At 66.7% G+C, this 16,648-nt stretch carries 17 protein-coding genes; 5 read left to right on the plus strand and 12 right to left on the minus strand.

The window, feature by feature from the left end; translation table 11 throughout:
* Positions 1-12 precede the first annotated feature (12 nt).
* Together A5686_RS07975 and A5686_RS07980 are read left to right on the plus strand one after the other, a co-directional pair.
* Positions 13-846, plus strand: a complete 834-nt coding sequence (locus A5686_RS07975) for a thioesterase family protein (protein WP_067932846.1) — start codon at positions 13-15, stop codon at positions 844-846.
* Positions 847-898: 52 nt separating this feature from the next.
* The gene (locus A5686_RS07980; protein ID WP_007769268.1) at positions 899-1,444 is read left to right on the plus strand and encodes a TetR/AcrR family transcriptional regulator; all 546 of its coding nucleotides are present in this window, start codon (positions 899-901) and stop codon (positions 1,442-1,444) included.
* On the opposite strand, the gene A5686_RS07985 is transcribed toward A5686_RS07980, so the two are convergent.
* The 5 genes from A5686_RS07985 to A5686_RS08005 form a co-directional block, all read right to left on the minus strand.
* Positions 1,441-2,781 carry an FAD-binding oxidoreductase gene (locus A5686_RS07985; protein ID WP_067932848.1) on the minus strand — a complete coding sequence of 447 codons (1,341 nt, stop codon included), beginning with the start codon at positions 2,779-2,781 and terminating at the stop codon, positions 1,441-1,443. The two genes, A5686_RS07980 and A5686_RS07985, sit on opposite strands and share 4 nt — an antisense overlap.
* 58 nt (positions 2,782-2,839) lie before the next feature.
* Positions 2,840-3,445, minus strand: a complete 606-nt coding sequence (locus A5686_RS07990; protein ID WP_231986317.1) for a DNA-3-methyladenine glycosylase I — start codon at positions 3,443-3,445, stop codon at positions 2,840-2,842.
* Positions 3,446-3,658: 213 nt separating this feature from the next.
* On the minus strand, positions 3,659-4,399 hold the full coding sequence (locus A5686_RS07995; protein ID WP_067932850.1) for a glucose 1-dehydrogenase: 741 nt from the start codon (positions 4,397-4,399) through the stop codon (positions 3,659-3,661).
* A 16-nt stretch (positions 4,400-4,415) separates the two neighbouring features.
* The gene (locus tag A5686_RS08000; protein ID WP_067932852.1) at positions 4,416-5,516 is read right to left on the minus strand and encodes a diacylglycerol kinase; all 1,101 of its coding nucleotides are present in this window, start codon (positions 5,514-5,516) and stop codon (positions 4,416-4,418) included.
* A gap of 161 nt (positions 5,517-5,677) precedes the next feature.
* Positions 5,678-6,313, minus strand: coding sequence for a TetR/AcrR family transcriptional regulator (locus A5686_RS08005; RefSeq protein ID WP_067932854.1), 636 nt, complete (start codon positions 6,311-6,313; stop codon positions 5,678-5,680).
* A 159-nt stretch (positions 6,314-6,472) separates the two neighbouring features.
* Here A5686_RS08005 and A5686_RS27140 point away from each other — a divergent pair, with 159 nt between their 5' ends.
* Complete coding sequence (locus A5686_RS27140; protein ID WP_003874194.1) at positions 6,473-6,598, plus strand: hypothetical protein; 126 nt, start codon at positions 6,473-6,475, stop codon at positions 6,596-6,598.
* A gap of 63 nt (positions 6,599-6,661) precedes the next feature.
* On the opposite strand, the gene A5686_RS08010 is transcribed toward A5686_RS27140, so the two are convergent.
* The 4 genes from A5686_RS08010 to A5686_RS08025 all read right to left on the minus strand — a co-directional run bounded on the left by A5686_RS08010 (position 6,662) and on the right by A5686_RS08025 (position 10,349).
* Complete coding sequence (locus tag A5686_RS08010; protein ID WP_067932856.1) at positions 6,662-8,089, minus strand: NAD(P)(+) transhydrogenase (Re/Si-specific) subunit beta; 1,428 nt, start codon at positions 8,087-8,089, stop codon at positions 6,662-6,664.
* Complete coding sequence (locus tag A5686_RS08015) at positions 8,086-8,415, minus strand: NAD(P) transhydrogenase subunit alpha (RefSeq protein ID WP_067932858.1); 330 nt, start codon at positions 8,413-8,415, stop codon at positions 8,086-8,088. Before A5686_RS08015 ends, A5686_RS08010 begins: the two co-directional genes overlap by 4 nt.
* 9 nt (positions 8,416-8,424) lie before the next feature.
* Complete coding sequence (locus A5686_RS08020; protein ID WP_067932860.1) at positions 8,425-9,570, minus strand: Re/Si-specific NAD(P)(+) transhydrogenase subunit alpha; 1,146 nt, start codon at positions 9,568-9,570, stop codon at positions 8,425-8,427.
* 317 nt (positions 9,571-9,887) lie between these two features.
* A complete protein-coding gene (locus A5686_RS08025) occupies positions 9,888-10,349 on the minus strand; it encodes a nuclear transport factor 2 family protein (protein ID WP_067933020.1) in 462 nt (153 codons plus the stop codon).
* A 115-nt stretch (positions 10,350-10,464) separates the two neighbouring features.
* Here A5686_RS08025 and A5686_RS08030 point away from each other — a divergent pair, with 115 nt between their 5' ends.
* A complete protein-coding gene (locus tag A5686_RS08030; protein ID WP_067933022.1) occupies positions 10,465-11,685 on the plus strand; it encodes an acyl-CoA dehydrogenase family protein in 1,221 nt (406 codons plus the stop codon).
* The gene (locus A5686_RS08035) at positions 11,678-12,499 is read left to right on the plus strand and encodes a tyrosine-protein phosphatase (RefSeq protein ID WP_067932862.1); all 822 of its coding nucleotides are present in this window, start codon (positions 11,678-11,680) and stop codon (positions 12,497-12,499) included. Before A5686_RS08030 ends, A5686_RS08035 begins: the two co-directional genes overlap by 8 nt.
* 27 nt (positions 12,500-12,526) lie before the next feature.
* On the opposite strand, the gene A5686_RS08040 is transcribed toward A5686_RS08035, so the two are convergent.
* The 3 genes from A5686_RS08040 to A5686_RS08050 form a co-directional block, all read right to left on the minus strand.
* Complete coding sequence (locus tag A5686_RS08040; protein ID WP_067932864.1) at positions 12,527-13,390, minus strand: SDR family oxidoreductase; 864 nt, start codon at positions 13,388-13,390, stop codon at positions 12,527-12,529.
* Between the two features lie 59 nt (positions 13,391-13,449).
* A complete protein-coding gene (locus A5686_RS08045) occupies positions 13,450-14,874 on the minus strand; it encodes an aldehyde dehydrogenase family protein (RefSeq protein WP_067932866.1) in 1,425 nt (474 codons plus the stop codon).
* A 167-nt stretch (positions 14,875-15,041) separates the two neighbouring features.
* On the minus strand, positions 15,042-16,607 hold the full coding sequence (locus A5686_RS08050; protein ID WP_067932868.1) for an LCP family protein: 1,566 nt from the start codon (positions 16,605-16,607) through the stop codon (positions 15,042-15,044).
* Positions 16,608-16,648 lie beyond the last annotated feature (41 nt).

The raw sequence follows: 16,648 nt of genomic DNA on the forward strand, positions 1-16,648 counted from the left end.
GAGAGGCTGACGATGACCGACGCCTACTACGAGCTGATCGATCCGGCCGGCGACGACGCCACCGCGCTGGGTGAGCAGTTCCGGGCGACGGATCTCGCGCGCGGCACCTGGTCGGCGGCCATCCAGCACGGCGGTCCGGTGTCGGCGCTGCTGGTCCGGGCGCTGGAGCGGTGCGAACAGCGCGACGACACGCGCCTGTCCCGGGTGGTCATCGACCTATTGGGCGGGGTGCCGGCCGAAGGTGATCTGTGGGTGCGCGCGCAGGTGCAACGTCCGGGCAAGCAAATCGAGCTGCTCGGCGCCGAGATGCTGGCCCCCGGACCCGACGGCACACCGCGGCCGGTGGCGCGCGCCAGCGGGTGGCGGTTGCAGCACCAGGACACGGAACCGATCGCGCACGCCGCGGCGCCACTGCCCCGGCGGCGGGCCGAGGCCTTCAACCGCAACCTCAAGGCGCGGGACTGGGACCGCAATTACGTGCACAGCCTGGAGTGGCTGTGGCTGACCGAGCCGCTCAGCGAGGGCCCCGGCGAATCCTGGATCAACCCGACCGTCGACCTGGTCAACGGCGAATCCATGACGCAGCTGGAACGGCTGTTCGCGGTGGCCGACTGCGCCAATGGCATCGGCAGCAAGTTGGACATCACCAAATGGACATTCCTCAACACCGATCTGGCCGTGCACGTATTTCGTGTACCTGACGGCGATTGGATCGGCATTCGCGCGGAGACCAGCTACGGGCCGGACGGCATCGGGACGACGATCGGCACGTTGTTCGACGAGCAGGGCGCGGTCGGCGCCATCCAGCAGTCGGTGCTGGTGCGCCGGCGTCCCCCTCGGGCCTAACGTGGGAGCGAATGACCATGACACCTCGGCGACACTTCGAAAAGTTTGAATCATGAGCCAGCCGGCCCGGGCGACGACGATCGCCGACACCGACACCTCGACCCGTCAGCGCATTCTGGCGGCCACCGCCGAGGTGCTCGGCCGAAACGGCAAGACCAAGCTCAGCCTGTCCGACGTCGCCACCCAGGCGGGCGTCTCCCGCCCGACGCTATACCGCTGGTTCGCGTCCAAAGAGGAGTTGCTGTCGGCGTTTTCGAGCTACGAGCGCCAGATCTTCGAAAGCGGTCTGGTGAAGGCCACCGCGGGCCTCAAGGGCGTGGACAAGCTGGACGCCGTGCTGCGGTTCATCGTCGAATATCAGCATTCGTACTCCGGTGTGCGCATGGTGGACGTCGAGCCCGAGCACACCATCGCCCAGTTCTCCTGGGTCATCCCGCAGATGCGCGAGGGTCTGCAGCGCCACCTGCCCGGGCCCAACGCGGCGGTGAAGGCGGCGACGGTGATCCGGATTGCGATATCGCACTACATCGTGCGAAGCGACGACGCCGACCAATTTTTGGCACAGCTGCGGCACGCGGTGGGGATTAAGGGCAGCTAGTCGAACAACACCGCGGCGTTGAGGAATCCAGTTGGATCCAGCGCGGCTTTGACCGTGCGCATCGCCGCGATGTCGGCGGCCTCGCGGGACATACCGAGGTAGGGCCGTTTGCGGCTGCCGACGCCGTGTTCGGAGCTGACGTTGCCCCCGGATCGCGCGATGAGGTCCATCATCGGCTCATACAGGGCCCGTTCCCGGTCGGCCGGGCAGCGCAGCACGTTGAGGTGCAGGTTGCCCTCGCCGATGTGGCCGAACAGCACCGGCAGCGCGTCGGGGGCATGCGTGTCGATCAAATCGATTGCGCGTCTTTCGAATTCGCCGATCGTCGCCAGTGGCAGCGAGACATCGAACTTCAGCGGGGGCCCGTACACACCGAGCACCTCGGCCAGCGATTCGCGGATCTGCCACAACCGTTGCTGCGCAGCGACATCCACGCCGACCGCGGGATCGGCACACGTCGGCACCTCGTCGAGCAGGTCGGCGAGCCGCTCGGTCTGGTCGTGATCGGCGGCCAGTTCCACCAGCAGCAGATAGTCGCCGGGGACCGGGGCGCCGACTCCGCGGTGCTCGGTGGTCAGCGCGGCGGCGCGGCCGTCGATCAGCTCCAGCGCCGCGATGCCGTCCACATCGCGGAAGGTGCGCCCGGCGGTTACCAGCGCCTCGAGGTCGGCGAAGCCGCAGATCGCCGTCACCCGGTGTGACGGCGTGGCGTGCAGCCGCAGGTCCAGCTCGGTGATGACGCCAAGCGTGCCCTCGGCGCCGACGAACAGCGCCGGCAGGTCGTAGCCGGTGTTGTCCCGGCGCACCCGGCTGTGTCGGCGCAACAACGTGCCGTCCGGCAGGGCCACCTGGACGCCGACCACCTGCTCACCCATGTTGCCGTAGCGGACCGTGCGCAGGCCGCCGGCGTTCGTCGACGCCATGCCGCCGACGGTCGCAGTGTCGCGGGCCGCCAGATCCACGCCGAACACCAGACCGGCCGTGCCCGCGGCCCGTTGCACCGCGGCCAGGGTGGCTCCGGCGCCGGCCTCGATGCGGCGTTCGACGGTGTCGACGTCGCCGACGGCGTTCAGCCGCTCGGTGGACAGCAACACGTCGTCGTGTTCGGGGACGGTGCCTGCCACCAGCGAGGTCCGGCCGCCCTGCACCGTAACGTGCGCACCGGCGTCCCGGCACTCGCGCAGCACCTCGGCGACCTGCTCGGCGGTGCCCGGCCGCACCAGGGCGCTCGCCTTCCCGCGGTAGCGGCCGGTGTGGTCGACGCTGCACGCCGCCAGCACATCGGGGTCGGTGACGACGTGATTCGATCCGACCAGGCTCGCCAGGCTGCGCAGCATGATCGCGGTTATAGCACCGCCGGCGCGCGTCGCTCACACCGGCCGCGTGTGTGCGGCTTCAGTCCGACGGCGGTGACACTGCACGAAAACACCCTTCGAAATGACCGTTTTCGATTCCCACGGTCTGCATGAACGAGTGGGCGACGACGGGGCCGGCATGCCGAAATCCCGTCTCCCGCAATGCTTTCGCAAGCTGATACGACTCCGGGCTGGTCATCCGGCCGTCGGCCCAGCTGCGCAGTCGATGGTGTTGTCGCGGTTGATGTTTCCACGCCAATTGCGCGAGCGATTGTGCGGAAAGCAGGCGGGCATTGTGCAGCGTGGCCTCAATCTTTCGCCGGTTGCGAATGATGGAGGCATCGGCCATCAGTCGCTCGACATCGTCGTCAGTCATCGCCGCCACCGCCGCCGGGTCGAACCCGTGAAACGCGGCGCGCAAGTTCTCCCGCTTGTCGAACACGGTTGCCCACGACAGGCCGTTCTCGAAGTAGGTCAGCACCAGCGCCTCGAACAGCGTGACCTCGTCGTGAGTGGGTCTACCCCATTCGACGTCGTGATAGACGGTCAGATCGCGGCCCGTCTCGGTGGCCCAGCGGCAGCGCACGACGCCGTCGGGACCGGACAGCACGGTCGGCAGGTGTGGTGGCATATCGACACCCGCCATGGCCTTCACCGCGCTTAATCCCTTCGACCGGTCCCCGTTAAGGTTTATCTTCCACATGCCGCAGACCGCGCATATGCGTAAATGCCCGCCTCTGAGCGACAACCGGTCACGCGCGGGAGCGACCGGGAGCCGGCACCGCCGGTTGTCGCTCAAAGGCGGGCAACAGCAACATTGCCTCCCGTGAGGAAAACAGCCTGCCTACAGCGCGGCGCGCTAGAACTCCTTGTGATTCACGTCGGTGACCAGCCCGCCGTCCATCACGTACTCGCTGCCGGTGGAGTAGGACGACTCGTCGCTGGCCAGGAAGAGCACAAACGTCGCGACTTCCCGGACCTCGCCCGGGCGCCCGAGCGGAATCGTCACCATGTCCTCGGGCAAATGGGCGGTCATCGGGGTGCGGATGAACCCCGGGTGCACCGAGTTCACCCGAATGTTGTGCGGCGCCAACTCCAAAGCCGCCGACTTCGCCAGCCCGCGCACACCCCACTTCGACGCGACGTAGGGGTGCACCATGGGTGCGCCGCGCAGGCCCTCGATGGACGACACGTTGATGATCGAGCCGCCACCGGCCGCGATCATCGGCTCGACCGCTGCCCGCATACCCAAAAACGTCCCGGTCAGGTTGACGTCAATCACCCTCTGCCACTTGGCCAGATCGAAGCTTTTCAGCGGCCCGAGCGCGACGGTTCCGGCATTGTTGACCAGCACGTTGAGCTTGCCGAATTCGCCGATCGCTGTGGCGACCGCGGCGTCCCACTGGTCCGGCTGGGTGACATCGAGGTGCACGTAGCGCGCGGAGTCACCGATCTCGTCGGCGAGCGCCTTGCCCTGGTCGTCGAGGATGTCGCCGATAACAACCTTGGCGCCTTCCTCGACCAGCAGGCGAGCGTCTTCGGCACCCATCCCGCCGGCGCCACCGCTGATCAGCGCTACCTTGCCGTCTACCCGACCCACGCGGGTCTCCTTTCGTTTAGGTGGTAACCAAAGTGCTTGGTGCGTAAAGGCCTTTGCCCGTTACCAGCGGCAAATCGAGTGTGGTGCGAATGCCGGGCGGCGCCGCGATCACGGCGGGGATGGCGTTGACGACGCGGCCCGCGGCGCCCGCGATGGCCGCGTGGTTGTGGTCGCCCTTGCGGCTGCTGGGAATGATGTCGACCGCATACGAGGGCTCGCCGGTGATCTCGACGCGGTAGGAGCCGTCGCCCGCGGCGGGCTGGGGCAGGTCGGGACGCAGGTCCGGTCGCAGCCTGGTGACGTGCTCGATGACGATGGCGGGGTGACCCTTGACCATGCCGCGAATCTCGAACTGCAGCACCGCCACGGTGCCCTTGGCCACGTGACCGACCGCGATGTCGAAGTCCTCGGGTGCCGGCTCGCGCTGGTAAGACTCGGTGATCTCGTCGACCTCGATGCCGAGGCCGGCCGCCAACTGGCGGATCGCGGTGCCCCACGCGATGCTGAGGATGCCCGGCTGAAGCAGCATCGGAATCTCGTCCATGGGGCGAGCGAAGCCCATGTAGTCCATGACCTCGGTTCCGTTGTACGACGCGTAGTCGTGAATCTCCATGCAGCGCACCTGCTCGATGCGCTGACAGGTCCCCGCGAGCGCCAACGGAATCAGGTCATTGGCGAATCCCGGATCTACACCGCTGATGAAGATGCTCGAATTGCCTTGCTTGGCAGCGTCTTTTACGCGGGCGATGTACTTGTCGGGCATGACACCCCACGGGTATTGCAGCAGCCCGGGCGACGACCCGACGACGTTGATGCCCGCTGCCAGGATGCGCATGACGTCGGCCATCGCCTCGGGCAGTCGGGTGTCGCCCATCGCGCAGTAGACGACACAGTCGGGTTTGGCCGCGATGATCGCGTCCAGGTCATCGACGGCCGCAACGCCCGTGACCACGCCGGCGTCCAGACCGACGCCACACAACTCGCCGGCGTCCTTACCGACCTTGGCGGGCGTCGAGACGCACACGCCGACCAGTTCGAACTGCGGGTTGGTGATGAGTTCGGCGAGGGCCAGCCCTCCGACATTTCCGGTGCCGACGTGCGCGACGCGGATCGCCATGAGAGTCTCCGTCCGTTGAGCGCTCAAACTTTTCTAGACACTAGTCCACTAATTTAGAAGCGCACCGGGCGGAGCGTGGTCCGGTCGCCAACGAGATTGCCGTGAGGGCTGTTCCGGCCGCAGCTTTCACTGCCGTGGCGGGAATCTCGGCGGGAAGCGCGCTAAGGCCCCAGCGGAGACGTCGTGCGGATGCCTTCGTCGCGGATCAACCCGCGCAGCAGCGCGGTGCTGAACTCGGCGGCGATCTCCTTGGCCGAGCGCCGGCCGCTGGGACGCAGCCAGCGGTAGCTGCCCAGCGTCATGCCGATGTAGCCCAGCGCCAGCACGTGCGAGTCGCAGGGGTAGAACTCGCCGCTGGCGATCCCGCGGTCGATCAGGCCGTGCACGTGGTGGTAGACCTGAGCTTCCTTCTCGCGGACCTCGGCTACCTGCTCACTGGTGAACCATTCGGTGATGTACGGCTGCTCCTGGAAATACACGGCCGCCCGCTCCGGATCGCTGGCGATGCCGGTGAGCAGGCGAACCGTGTACTGGTAGAGGGCCTCGCGCGCCGTCCAGGACGGGTCGTCGTGCACGGCGGCCAGCGTGCCCTCGGCGGCCTGGCGGTAGATGTCGAACAGGATCAGCGACTTGCTGGCGTAGTAGTGGTAGACGGTCGCCTTGTTCAGGCCGATCACGTCGGCCACGTCGTCCATCCGGGTGCCGTGATAGCCGCGGGCCGCAAACAGCTTGGTGGCTACCGCCAGCAGCTCTTGGCGCCGGGTTTGCCCATTCGGGGTGGTGCTGTCGGTGGGCATCTGTTCTCACTATCGTCGTATGGCCTGGCCAGGGGCCAGTCCGGCCCAGAATAGCTATCAATCAACTGGTTGGACAGTTTATGCAAAACGCCGGGTGTCACGTGCACGCGTATGCGACTAGACTCCTCATCGAACGCGATGAGTCGAGAGGTGGGGCCGATGGATCCGAGTCCGGATTACGACGGAAGCGACGAGATCGAGTTCTTCATGCGGTACCTGACCTGGGGCCTGCGTGGGGTCACCGACGGAAACGGATACCCGCCCCCGGCGTACCCGCCTGTCTAACCCCATCTTTGTCGTGGTGACCCGCCGCGCCCAGCTTCGCTGCGCTTGCGATCATCACGTTGCTTATAGCGCCTTGAGTTCCTCGGCGACCTCGGTCACCGATTTCTTCGCGTCGCCGAACAGCATGCTGGTTCCCTCGCCGTAGAACAGCGGGTTGTCGATGCCCGCGAAGCCGGAATTCATCGACCGTTTGAGCACAATCACCGACTTGGCCTTGTCGACGTTGAGGATCGGCATGCCGTAGATCGGGCTGGACGCGTCGTTGCGGGCTGCCGGGTTGGTGACGTCGTTGGCGCCGATGACGATCGCGACGTCGGTGCGGGCGAATTCGTCATTGATGTCGTCCATGTCCTTCATGGCGTCGTAGTCAACCTCGGCCTCGGCCAGCAAGACGTTCATGTGCCCGGGCATCCGGCCCGCCACCGGGTGGATGGCGTACTTGACCTCCACGCCCTTGTCCTCCAGCAGGGCCGCCATGTCCTTGACGGCGTGCTGGGCCTGCGCGACGGCCAGCCCGTAGCCGGGCACCACGATCACCTGGTTGGCGTAGGCCATCTGGATCGCGGCGTCGGCGGCCGACGTGGCCTTGACGGTCTTGTCGCCACCTTGACCATCGGGGCCGCCGCTGACGACCACTCCGCCGAAGCCGCCCGCGACGATCGCCGGGATCGAGCGGTTCATGGCCTTGGCCATCAGGTTGGTCAAGATCGAACCCGACGCGCCGACGATCATGCCGGCCACGATCATCGCCGTGTTGTTCAGCGCCAGGCCCGCGGCCGCGGCCGACAGGCCCGTCATCGCGTTCAGCAGCGAAATGACCACCGGCATGTCGGCGCCACCGATCGGCAGCACCACCATCAGACCCAGCACGCCCGCGGCGGCCAGCAGGCCGACCATCCACCACAGTGCTGCCCCGGCACCGCCTGGGTGGGCGTGCAGCCCGATCACCACCGCGGCGATTACGGCCGCGGCCAGCAGCAGCAGGTTGATCGGCTGCTGCGCCTTACCGAAGCCGATCGGCGACCCGGAGATGATCTCCTGCAGCTTGCCGAACGCGATGATCGATCCCCAGAACGAGATCGAGCCGATGATCGCGGCGAACAACGAGGCCACCACGATGTGCACGGTCGGTGACTCGCCGTGCCGGAATGCCGAAAAGCCGCTGGTTTCAATGAATTCCGACAGCGCGATCAATGCGACCGTGCCACCGCCGACGCCGTTGAAGAACGCCACCAGCTGCGGCATGGCCGTCATCTTGGTGTAGCGAGCCGGCGGGACGCCGAGCACGACGCCGACCACCAGGCCGGCGATGATCAGCACCCACTGGTCGGTGTGGCGGATCTTGATCAGGGTCGCCGTCACGGCCAGCGCCATACCCACCGCGGCGATCAGGTTGCCCCGCACCGCCGTTTTGGGCCCGGTCAGGCCCATCAGGCCGTAGATGAAAAGCGCAAAGGAAATGATGTAGAGGCCGATCACCAAGTAGTTCATTTGGCCGCCGGCTCCTCGCTCGATGCGGGCAGGGGTTTCTTCTTGCCCTTGAACATGCCCAGCATCCGGTCGGTCACGATGAACCCGCCGATGACGTTCAGCGTGCCGAACACCACGGCGACGAACAGGATGATCTGCACCGCAAGCGACGGGTGCTCGACGGAGCCGAACACCACCAGGGCGCCCAGCACCACGATGCCGTGGATCGCGTTGGTGCCCGACATCAGCGGCGTGTGCAAGGTGTTGGGCACCTTGGAGATGACCGCGAACCCGACGAATCCGGACAGCACCAGGATCGCCAGGTTGGCCAATAGCTCGTCGTACATGTAGTCCTCTCAGCCTGTCTGGCGCCGGCTCTCGGCATCGCTCGGATCTGCGTCGCCGCCGGCAGCGGTCCGCGTCACGCAGGAGTCCGCAACGACCTCGTCGTCGAAGTCGGGCGCCAGCTTGCCGTCGGTGAGCAACAGGTCCAGCAGTGCGGTGATGTTCTTGCTGTAGAGCTCGCTGGCGTGTTCGGGCATGGTCGCCGGCAGGTTCAGCGGCGACGCGATGGTGACGTCGTACTTGACGACCGTCTGCCCGGGTTCGGTGAGCTCGCAGTTACCCCCGGTCTCGCCGGCCAGGTCCACCACCACACTGCCCGGCTTCATCGCCTCCACCGCTGCGGCGGTGACCAGGCGCGGTGCCGGCCGTCCCGGGACCAGCGCGGTGGTGATCACGACGTCGAAGCCGCCGATCGCCTCTTCGAGAGCCTTCTGTTGCTGGGCGCGCTCCTCGTCGGTGAGCTCCCGGGCGTAGCCGCCCTCACCGGCGGCGGCCACGTCTTTGTCGCCGAGCGACAACCACTGCGCCCCCACCGAGCGCACCTGATCGGCCACCTCGGGGCGCACGTCGTAACCGGTGGTGCGCGCGCCCAGCCGCTTGGCCGTCGCCAGCGCCTGCAGCCCGGCCACGCCCACGCCGAGCACCAGCACGGTCGCGGGCTTCACGGTGCCGGCCGCCGTCGTCAGCATCGGGAAGAACCGGGTGGACTCCGAGGCCGCCAGCAGCACCGCTTTGTAGCCGGCCACGTTGCCCTGCGACGACAGCGCGTCCATTGCCTGCGCCCGCGAGATCCGGGGAATGGCCTCGAGCGCGAATGCCTGCACGCCGGCCTGCTTGAGGGCCGCGATCGAGTTGTCGGCGTTGCGCGGCGCGAGGAAACCGATCAGCGTCTGGCCGCTGTGCAGCTTGGCGACCTCGGCCTGGGTCGGCGGCGCGACCTTGACCACCACGTCGGCGGCCCAGGCGTCGCCGATGCTGGCACCGGCCTCGGTGTAGAGGGCGTCGGGCAACAGCGCCCGCTCGCCGGCACCGGGCTCGACCACCACCGCGACGCCGCTGCTCACCAGCGACGCGACCGCCTTCGGCACCAGCGCGACCCGCCGCTCGTCGACGCCGGATTCGGCGACCACTCCTACCGTCGTCTGCGCATTTGTCATGGCGCGTACATCTACTTTCCGTACTTTCCCGTACTGTCCCTGCCGATGGGCGTGGCGCTGGCTCGGCCGCGCGCTTCGCTACCTTAACCAGGTTTCACCCTGGACGTGTGATCGGCTCCGGGCCACGCCAGGGCGCGCATACCCCGGCCGCGGCGATCGATCCTGCGGTCGATCGTTCGCCGCCGCGAGGCGATGCAGTAGCGCCCGTGCCGTTGTGAGGTCACAAGATGAGGTTGTTGCTCCGAATTCGGTTGCGCGCCTCTTCCGCACTCCGGTTACGCCGGCCGCACCGCCGTCGCGCCAGATCCGCTTGCCCGCTACCACAGCGGCATGTCCTGACCGTGTTCGGATTCCGGCCGGCGCCCGAAGTAGCGGCGCTGCGATTCGTCGATCGGCACGTCGTTGATACTCGCTTCGCGGCGCGCCATCAGTCCCGACTCGGTGAACTCCCACAACTCATTGCCGTAGCTGCGATACCACTGGCCGGACTGGTCGTGGCATTCGTATTGGAAGCGCACCGCGATGCGGTTGTCGGTGAAGTCCCACAGGCTCTTGCGGAGCGAGTAATCGAGCTCGCGCTGCCACTTGCGGGTCAGGAACGCGATGATCTCGTCGCGGCCAACCACGTGTTCGCCGCGATTGCGCCACTGCGAATCGACCGTGTAGGCGAGGCTGACGCGTCGGGGATCGCACGTATTCCACGCGTCCTCTGCGGCCTGAACCTTCTGGATCGCCGTTTCCCGGGTGAACGGCGGGAACGGCGGGCGCAATTCACTCATGCCGTCCATCGTGCGCCTGTACCGACGCGTTTTCATCGCGGCGTAAGCATTGCGCTGACGACCGCAACACAGCGAACTCGACACGTGTCCTATCGTGACGGGCATGGACTTCGCGATGTCGGCCAAAGCCAGCGACTACCACAAGCGACTGTCCGACTTCATGACGGAATACGTGTTCCCGGCCGAGGCCGAATACGACAAATACCGCGACGAAGCCGGCCCCCACGACCACACGGTCCCGCCCGTCATCGAAGAACTCAAAGTCAAAGCCCGGGCGCAAGGGCTGTGGAACCTCTTCCTGCCGGCGGAGTCGGGCCTGACCAACTTGGAATACGCGCCGCTGGCCGAGATCACCGGCTGGAGCCTGGAGATCGCCCCCGAGGCGCTCAACTGCGCGGCGCCCGACACCGGCAACATGGAGACCCTGCACCTGTTCGCCACCGAGGAGCAACGCCAGCAATGGCTGGAGCCATTGCTGGCCGGCGAAATCCGCAGCGGCTTCTCGATGACCGAGCCCGCCGTCGCCAGCAGCGACGCCCGCAATATCGAGACCTCTATCGTCCGCGACGGCGGCGACTACGTGATCAACGGTCGCAAGTGGTGGACGTCGGGCGCGGCGGACCCCCGCTGCAAGATCCTGATCGTGATGGGTCGCACCAACCCCGAAGCGGCGAGCCACCAACAACAGTCGATGGTGCTGGTGCCCATCGATACGCCGGGTGTCACGGTGGTCCGCTCGACCAGCGTCTTCGGCTTCCAAGACCAGCCGGGACACTGCGAGATCATTTACGACAACGTCCGCGTACCCGTCACCAACCTGCTGGGCGAGGAGGGCGGCGGCTTCGCCATCGCGCAGGCACGGCTGGGGCCGGGCCGCATCCACCACTGCATGCGTGCCCTGGGCGGCTCGGAGCGAGCGCTGGCCCTCATGGTGGACCGGGCCTCCAAGCGGGTGGCGTTCGGCCGTCCGCTGGCCGACCAGGGCGTAGTGCGGGAGTCGATTGCCAAGTCCCGCAACGAGATCGACCAGGCCAGGCTGCTCTGCGAGAAGGCCGCATGGACCATCGACCAGCATGGCAACAAGGCCGCCCACACATTGGTTTCACAGATCAAGGCGGTCGCGCCGCAGGTGGCGTGCGACGTCATCGACCGCGCCATCCAGGTGCACGGGGCCGCGGGTGTCAGCGAGGACACCGCCCTGGCCCGCCTGTACGCCTGGCACCGAGCCATGCGGCTCTTCGACGGCCCCGACGAGGTGCACATGCGGACGATCGCCCGCGCCGAACTCGGCAAGGAAAAATCCGCGCTCGCCGCGGCGGTCACCACACATGCCTGAGGTCCTGCGAGAACTGTCCGGCGCGTGGAACTTTCGCGATGTCGCCGACGGGACGCCCGCGCTGCGGCCCGGGCGGCTGTTCCGCTCCGGTGAACTGAGCCGGCTCGACGACGCCGGGCGCGCAACGCTCCGCGAGTTGGGCATCACCGATGTCGCCGACTTGCGTGCGAACCAGGAAGTGGCCCGGCGTGGTCCGGGATTGGTTCCTGACGGCATCGAGATTCACCGGCTCCCCCTTCCCGACCTCGGCGACGATGAACCAAGCGACGAAGCGCCGCACGAACACGCATTCCGCCGCTTGTTCCAAGGCGACGCCAGCCAGTCCGACGAGTCCGTCAACGACGCCGCCGTCCGCCACATGATCGCGGAGTATCGGCAGTTTCCGACGCGCAACGGGGCCCAACGCGCTGTGCGGCAAGTCTTTTCGTTACTGGGAGCTGGGCGTCCGGTGCTCACGCACTGCTTCGCGGGCAAGGACCGCACCGGTTTCGTGATCGCTACGGTGCTCGAAGTGGTCGGCGTCGACCATGACACGATCGTCGCCGACTACCTGCGCAGCAACGCCGCGGTCCCCCAACTCCGTGACCACATCTCCGAGATGATCCAGCAGCGTTCCGACGTCGAGCTCACGCCGGAGGTGATGACGTTCACCGAGGCCCGCCTGTCCGACGGAGTGCTCGGCGTGCGGCCGGAGTACCTGGAGGCCGCACGCCACACCATCGACGTGGAATTCGGGTCGCTGGACGGCTACCTGCGCGACGCGGGCGTCAGCGAGGCTGACGTGGAACGCCTGCGCGGCGAGTTGCTCGCCTGACTCGCTGACCGCCCTGTCGCAACCAACTCACCCCAGCTTGAAGTCGGCCTGCTTTGCCGTGGACAGATCGGTGATCTCGTCCCACTGCGAGGCGATGTCCTCCACCGACGGCGGCTTGTCGTAGTTGACGCCCTGGTTCTGGAACAGCGCGACGCGCTGCACCTTGCCGCCACCGACCACGAAAACCGACGCGCTGTTGGGATTTTCCTCGGTGCACAGGTACGCGACCACCGGAGCGACGTACTCGGGCGTCAGTTTCTCCAGAACTTCCTTGGGAAGGATGTCTTCAGTCATCCGGGTCGCCGCGATCGGCGCGATCGCGTTGGCGTGGATGTTGTACTTCGCCCCCTCCAGCGCCAGGCTGTTGATCAATCCGACCAGGCCGAGTTTGGCCGCACCGTAGTTGGTTTGGCCGAAGTTGCCGAAGAGCCCGCTGGTGGAGGTGGCGACCACCACGCGGCCGTAGCTCTGCTCACGGAAATGCGGCCAGGCGGCGCGGATGACGTTGTAGCCACCATAGAGGTGCACCTTGAGCACGGCATCCCAGTTCTCGAAGGACATCTTGTGGAAGGTGCCGTCGCGCAGGATGCCGGCGTTGCTGACCACGCCGTGCACCGCGCCGAATTCGTCGAGCGCGGTTTTGATGATGTTCTCGCCGCCCTCGGGCTCGGCGACGCTGTCGTAGTTGGCGACAGCCCGTCCGCCGGCGTCCTTGATCTCCTTGACCACCTCGTCGGCCATGTTGTGGCCGGCGCCGGTGCCATCGCGCGAACCGCCGAGGTCGTTGACGACGACGCTGGCACCCTCCTTGGCAAGGGTCAGGGCGTACTCACGGCCGAGTCCGCCACCGGCTCCGGTGACGACGATGACGCGATCCTGCACTCCGGGCATAGGTTTCCTCTCTAACTATCAAAAACTCGGTCTGGCAACGCGTTCGATGAAGCCAGCTGTCAGAACATCCGGCGGGCCATCTTGAAAGCCCGCTCGGTGTACGGAGGGTAGATGAAGCTGGACAGGTCGGGCCGAGTGGGTTTGGTCAAGACCGACTTGCGGTGGCTGAACTCGTCGAAGCCCCACTTGCCGTGGTAGGCCCCCATTCCCGAGGCGCCGACGCCGCCGAACGGCAGCTTGGCCGTCGACACCTGGAAGGCGATGTGGTTGACCAGCATGCCGCCGGCCGGCACTTCCTTGATCACCCGCTCGCGGGTCTCCCGCCGCTTGGTGAACAGGTAGGCCGACAGTGGTTTGGGGCGTGAGTTCACGAAACGTATTGCCTCGTCCAGGTTTTTGACGGTGATCACCGGCAGGACCGGACCGAAGATCTCGTTCTGCATCAGCGGCCCGTCCGGGTCAGGGTCCACCACCACGGCGGGCTGGATGCGCAGGTTCGACGCGTCGCAAGCCCCACCGACGGTGACCTTGCCGTCGCCGCTGGACAGGTAACTACTGATCCGGTCGAATTGGCGCTGATTGACCACCCGCATGCCGTTCGGCTTGTCGGAGGTGAACTTGGTGATGGCAGCACCGATCTTGTCGACCAGTTCGTCGCGGATCGCTGCGTCCGCCAGCACGTAATCGGGTGCGACACAGGTCTGTCCGGCGTTGAGCAGTTTCATCCAGGCGATCCGCTTGGCCGCCACCTCGACGTCGGCGTCCGCCGCGACGATCACCGGGCTCTTGCCGCCGAGTTCCAGGGTGCACGGGGTCAGGTGCGGTGCCGCACCCTCGTAAACCTTGCGGCCGATCTCGGTGCCGCCGGTGAACAGCACGCGGTCCAGGCCCTGCGCGATGAGCTCCTGGCTCGTCGCGCCGTCACCCTCGACCACCGCGATGGCATCGTTGTCGAGATATTTCGGCACCAGGTCGGCCATCACGTGCGCCGACGCCGCGGCGATCTCCGAGGGCTTGAGGATGACGGCGTTCCCGGCGGCGATCGCGCCCACCGCCGGACCCAGCGTCAGGTAGAAGGGGTAGTTCCAGGCGCCGATGATAAGCACGGTGCCGTAGGGCTCGTACTCCACCCAGCCACGACCGGGCAGCTGCGGCATCTCCAGCAATCGATACTTGCGCCGCGTCCACTTGCGCACCCGCTTGGCCGCGTACTTGGCCTCACCGGCGGTGGTGGCGATATCGGCGATATAGGCCTCAAAGGGGCTGCGGTCCAGGTCTTCGGCGAGCGCCGCGGAGATCGCGGCCTCATTCTCCTCCATCAACTTCACCAGTTGCAGCAGCTGGCGTTTGCGCCATTCGATGTCACGGGTGCGTCCGGTGGCGAAGGTCTGACGAAGCCGGGCGACGGTGGCGGGGATATCGGCCGGTGCGGTCCCGTTCGTGGAGGCCGATGTCTTCGATGCAACCGATTCGGTGGTCATCATTGTCCTTCCCGAGCAGAGTCCCGCTGCGCGGCCGCCGCTCATCGGTGATAACCGCGATACTAACCATCCGGTTGGGAGACCAATAGGAAGGATCCTGCCAACCCCCGGTCTCGCCGGGCCAGATGGTTTCGACCCCTGGGGGCAAGGCGCCCACCAACCCGGTCAGTTCACTTCACGCAGGGGACGTCCGCCGCACTCATCTGGCTGAGGTCGGTCGGGGCCGGAGCACGGTCGCCGGTGCCGCTGGCGGCCACGGCACTCACCTGGCCGGACCCGGACGGGTCGGTCGTTGCGCCAGGGTGGGCGAGGTAGTCGCCGGCAGGAAACTGCGCCCCCACGGTCAGCCGCACCGTCCCGGGGGCCACGTCGTCGTTCGCCGTCGCCGGCACGTGCAGCTGGTCGGCCAGGAACTGGGCGCCCCGCTCGGCCCCGGGGCCGTATTCGATGACGCTGTCGTCGGTCGGGACCGCCGCGGTCGTGGCGCTGCCGCGGGTGAAACCGCGGGCGGCGAAGGCCTCCTCGACGGCGCCCGCAAGCCCGTCTCGTGACGTCGCGTTGACGACGTCCAGAATCGCGGGTTCGGCCAACGACCGCGGGGGCTGGGTGTTCGGTGCTGCGGCCTCGAGCGCGACGGGTGTGTCCGACATGAAGCGCTCGCTGACGATGCGCCGGATGGTCGGAAGATCGACCTGGTTGATGTCGGAACCGTTGGCGTCTTGGCCGAAGCCGGCGATCGGCAGGGTATACAGCGACAGCGGACGCTCGCTCAATCGCGAGGCCCGGGAGGCGAATTCCATGACGTCCAGCCCGTCGTCGACGGCGACGTTGTCGCGAGCGACCTCCAGCAGTTTGCGCAGCCCGCTCATGCTGGACAGCGCACCGCCGCCGCGAGCCGCCTTGACCAGCGACACCAGGAACGCCTGTTGTCGCCGCGTGCGGTCGAAATCGGTGAATGAGCCGTCGTTTTCGTCGCGCCGCTGCCGCACGAAGGCCATCGCTTCCGCGGCGTCGATGCGCTGCACTCCTTGGTGGAAGTCGGCACCCGAATAACTGTCCCGCGTATCGGCGTTGAGGCACACGGTGATCGGCTCGACGGCTTTGGCGATTTGAAAGAACGCACCCAGGGTGACCTCGACGAAATGGTCGACCGAAATCCCCAGAAAGTCTTTGACCGCGTTGATTTCGGCCTTACGGCCCGCTTCGCGGGCGGTTTGCTCGCGAGCCGTCAAGTTGTTGGCGCCCGTACCACTCGAATTCCCGGCCGCCTGCGAATTCAACGACTGCTGGTAGGCCAGGCCGTACGCCTGCTTGATCTTGCCGGCGCACACCGACCCCGGGCAGCCCGGTAACTCCGCGTAATCGTCGCGCGGGATCGATATCGCGGTGAGTGGCCCGTCGCCATCCGAAATATGCACGACGATAAGGACATTGGCGTTGTAGCCGCCCGAGCTTTCGTCACCGGCATGCAGCGCCTCATAGATCTCTTGGGGCAGCGGCTTGCCGTTCTGGTCCAGCCGGCTGTCCAGACCCATCAGCAAAATGTTCTGGCTGCCGTCCAGCGTCGTCGCCGCATTCGGTAGGGCGTGCGAAATGATGATCTTGCCCAGGGCTGTGTGATAACCCGTCCACCCCATCCCGGTGATCGCCATGACGAACGCCGAGGCGGTGGCGGCGACGAGGCGGCCTCTTCTCAGCACCCAGCGGTGCGACCGGTCGGATCCGCCGCTGCCCATAATGAGTGACCATTGTCCCGGATGACCAGGCGAATTCCGGG

The sequence above is a fragment of the Mycobacterium sp. E2479 genome (assembly GCF_001667925.1).
Taxonomy (GTDB): domain Bacteria; phylum Actinomycetota; class Actinomycetes; order Mycobacteriales; family Mycobacteriaceae; genus Mycobacterium.

Bases quoted from the DNA above. Each gene is read 5' to 3' on its own strand.
- A5686_RS08000 (WP_067932852.1), bottom strand. From the start codon at position 5,516: ATGGCGATCCGCGTCGCGCACGTCGGCACCGGAAATGTCGGAGGGCTG.
- A5686_RS07985 (WP_067932848.1), bottom strand. From the start codon at position 2,781: ATGCTGCGCAGCCTGGCGAGCCTGGTCGGATCGAATCACGTCGTCACC.
- A5686_RS07980 (WP_007769268.1), top strand. From the start codon at position 899: ATGAGCCAGCCGGCCCGGGCGACGACGATCGCCGACACCGACACCTCG.
- A5686_RS08035 (WP_067932862.1), top strand. From the start codon at position 11,678: ATGCCTGAGGTCCTGCGAGAACTGTCCGGCGCGTGGAACTTTCGCGAT.
- A5686_RS08025 (WP_067933020.1), bottom strand. From the start codon at position 10,349: ATGAGTGAATTGCGCCCGCCGTTCCCGCCGTTCACCCGGGAAACGGCG.
- A5686_RS08030 (WP_067933022.1), top strand. From the start codon at position 10,465: ATGTCGGCCAAAGCCAGCGACTACCACAAGCGACTGTCCGACTTCATG.
- A5686_RS27140 (WP_003874194.1), top strand. From the start codon at position 6,473: ATGGATCCGAGTCCGGATTACGACGGAAGCGACGAGATCGAGTTCTTC.
- A5686_RS08005 (WP_067932854.1), bottom strand. From the start codon at position 6,313: ATGCCCACCGACAGCACCACCCCGAATGGGCAAACCCGGCGCCAAGAG.
- A5686_RS08020 (WP_067932860.1), bottom strand. From the start codon at position 9,570: ATGACAAATGCGCAGACGACGGTAGGAGTGGTCGCCGAATCCGGCGTC.
- A5686_RS08010 (WP_067932856.1), bottom strand. From the start codon at position 8,089: ATGAACTACTTGGTGATCGGCCTCTACATCATTTCCTTTGCGCTTTTC.
- A5686_RS07990 (WP_231986317.1), bottom strand. From the start codon at position 3,445: ATGGCGGGTGTCGATATGCCACCACACCTGCCGACCGTGCTGTCCGGT.
- A5686_RS08015 (WP_067932858.1), bottom strand. From the start codon at position 8,415: ATGTACGACGAGCTATTGGCCAACCTGGCGATCCTGGTGCTGTCCGGA.
- A5686_RS07975 (WP_067932846.1), top strand. From the start codon at position 13: ATGACCGACGCCTACTACGAGCTGATCGATCCGGCCGGCGACGACGCC.
- A5686_RS08040 (WP_067932864.1), bottom strand. From the start codon at position 13,390: ATGCCCGGAGTGCAGGATCGCGTCATCGTCGTCACCGGAGCCGGTGGC.
- A5686_RS08050 (WP_067932868.1), bottom strand. From the start codon at position 16,607: ATGGGCAGCGGCGGATCCGACCGGTCGCACCGCTGGGTGCTGAGAAGA.
- A5686_RS08045 (WP_067932866.1), bottom strand. From the start codon at position 14,874: ATGATGACCACCGAATCGGTTGCATCGAAGACATCGGCCTCCACGAAC.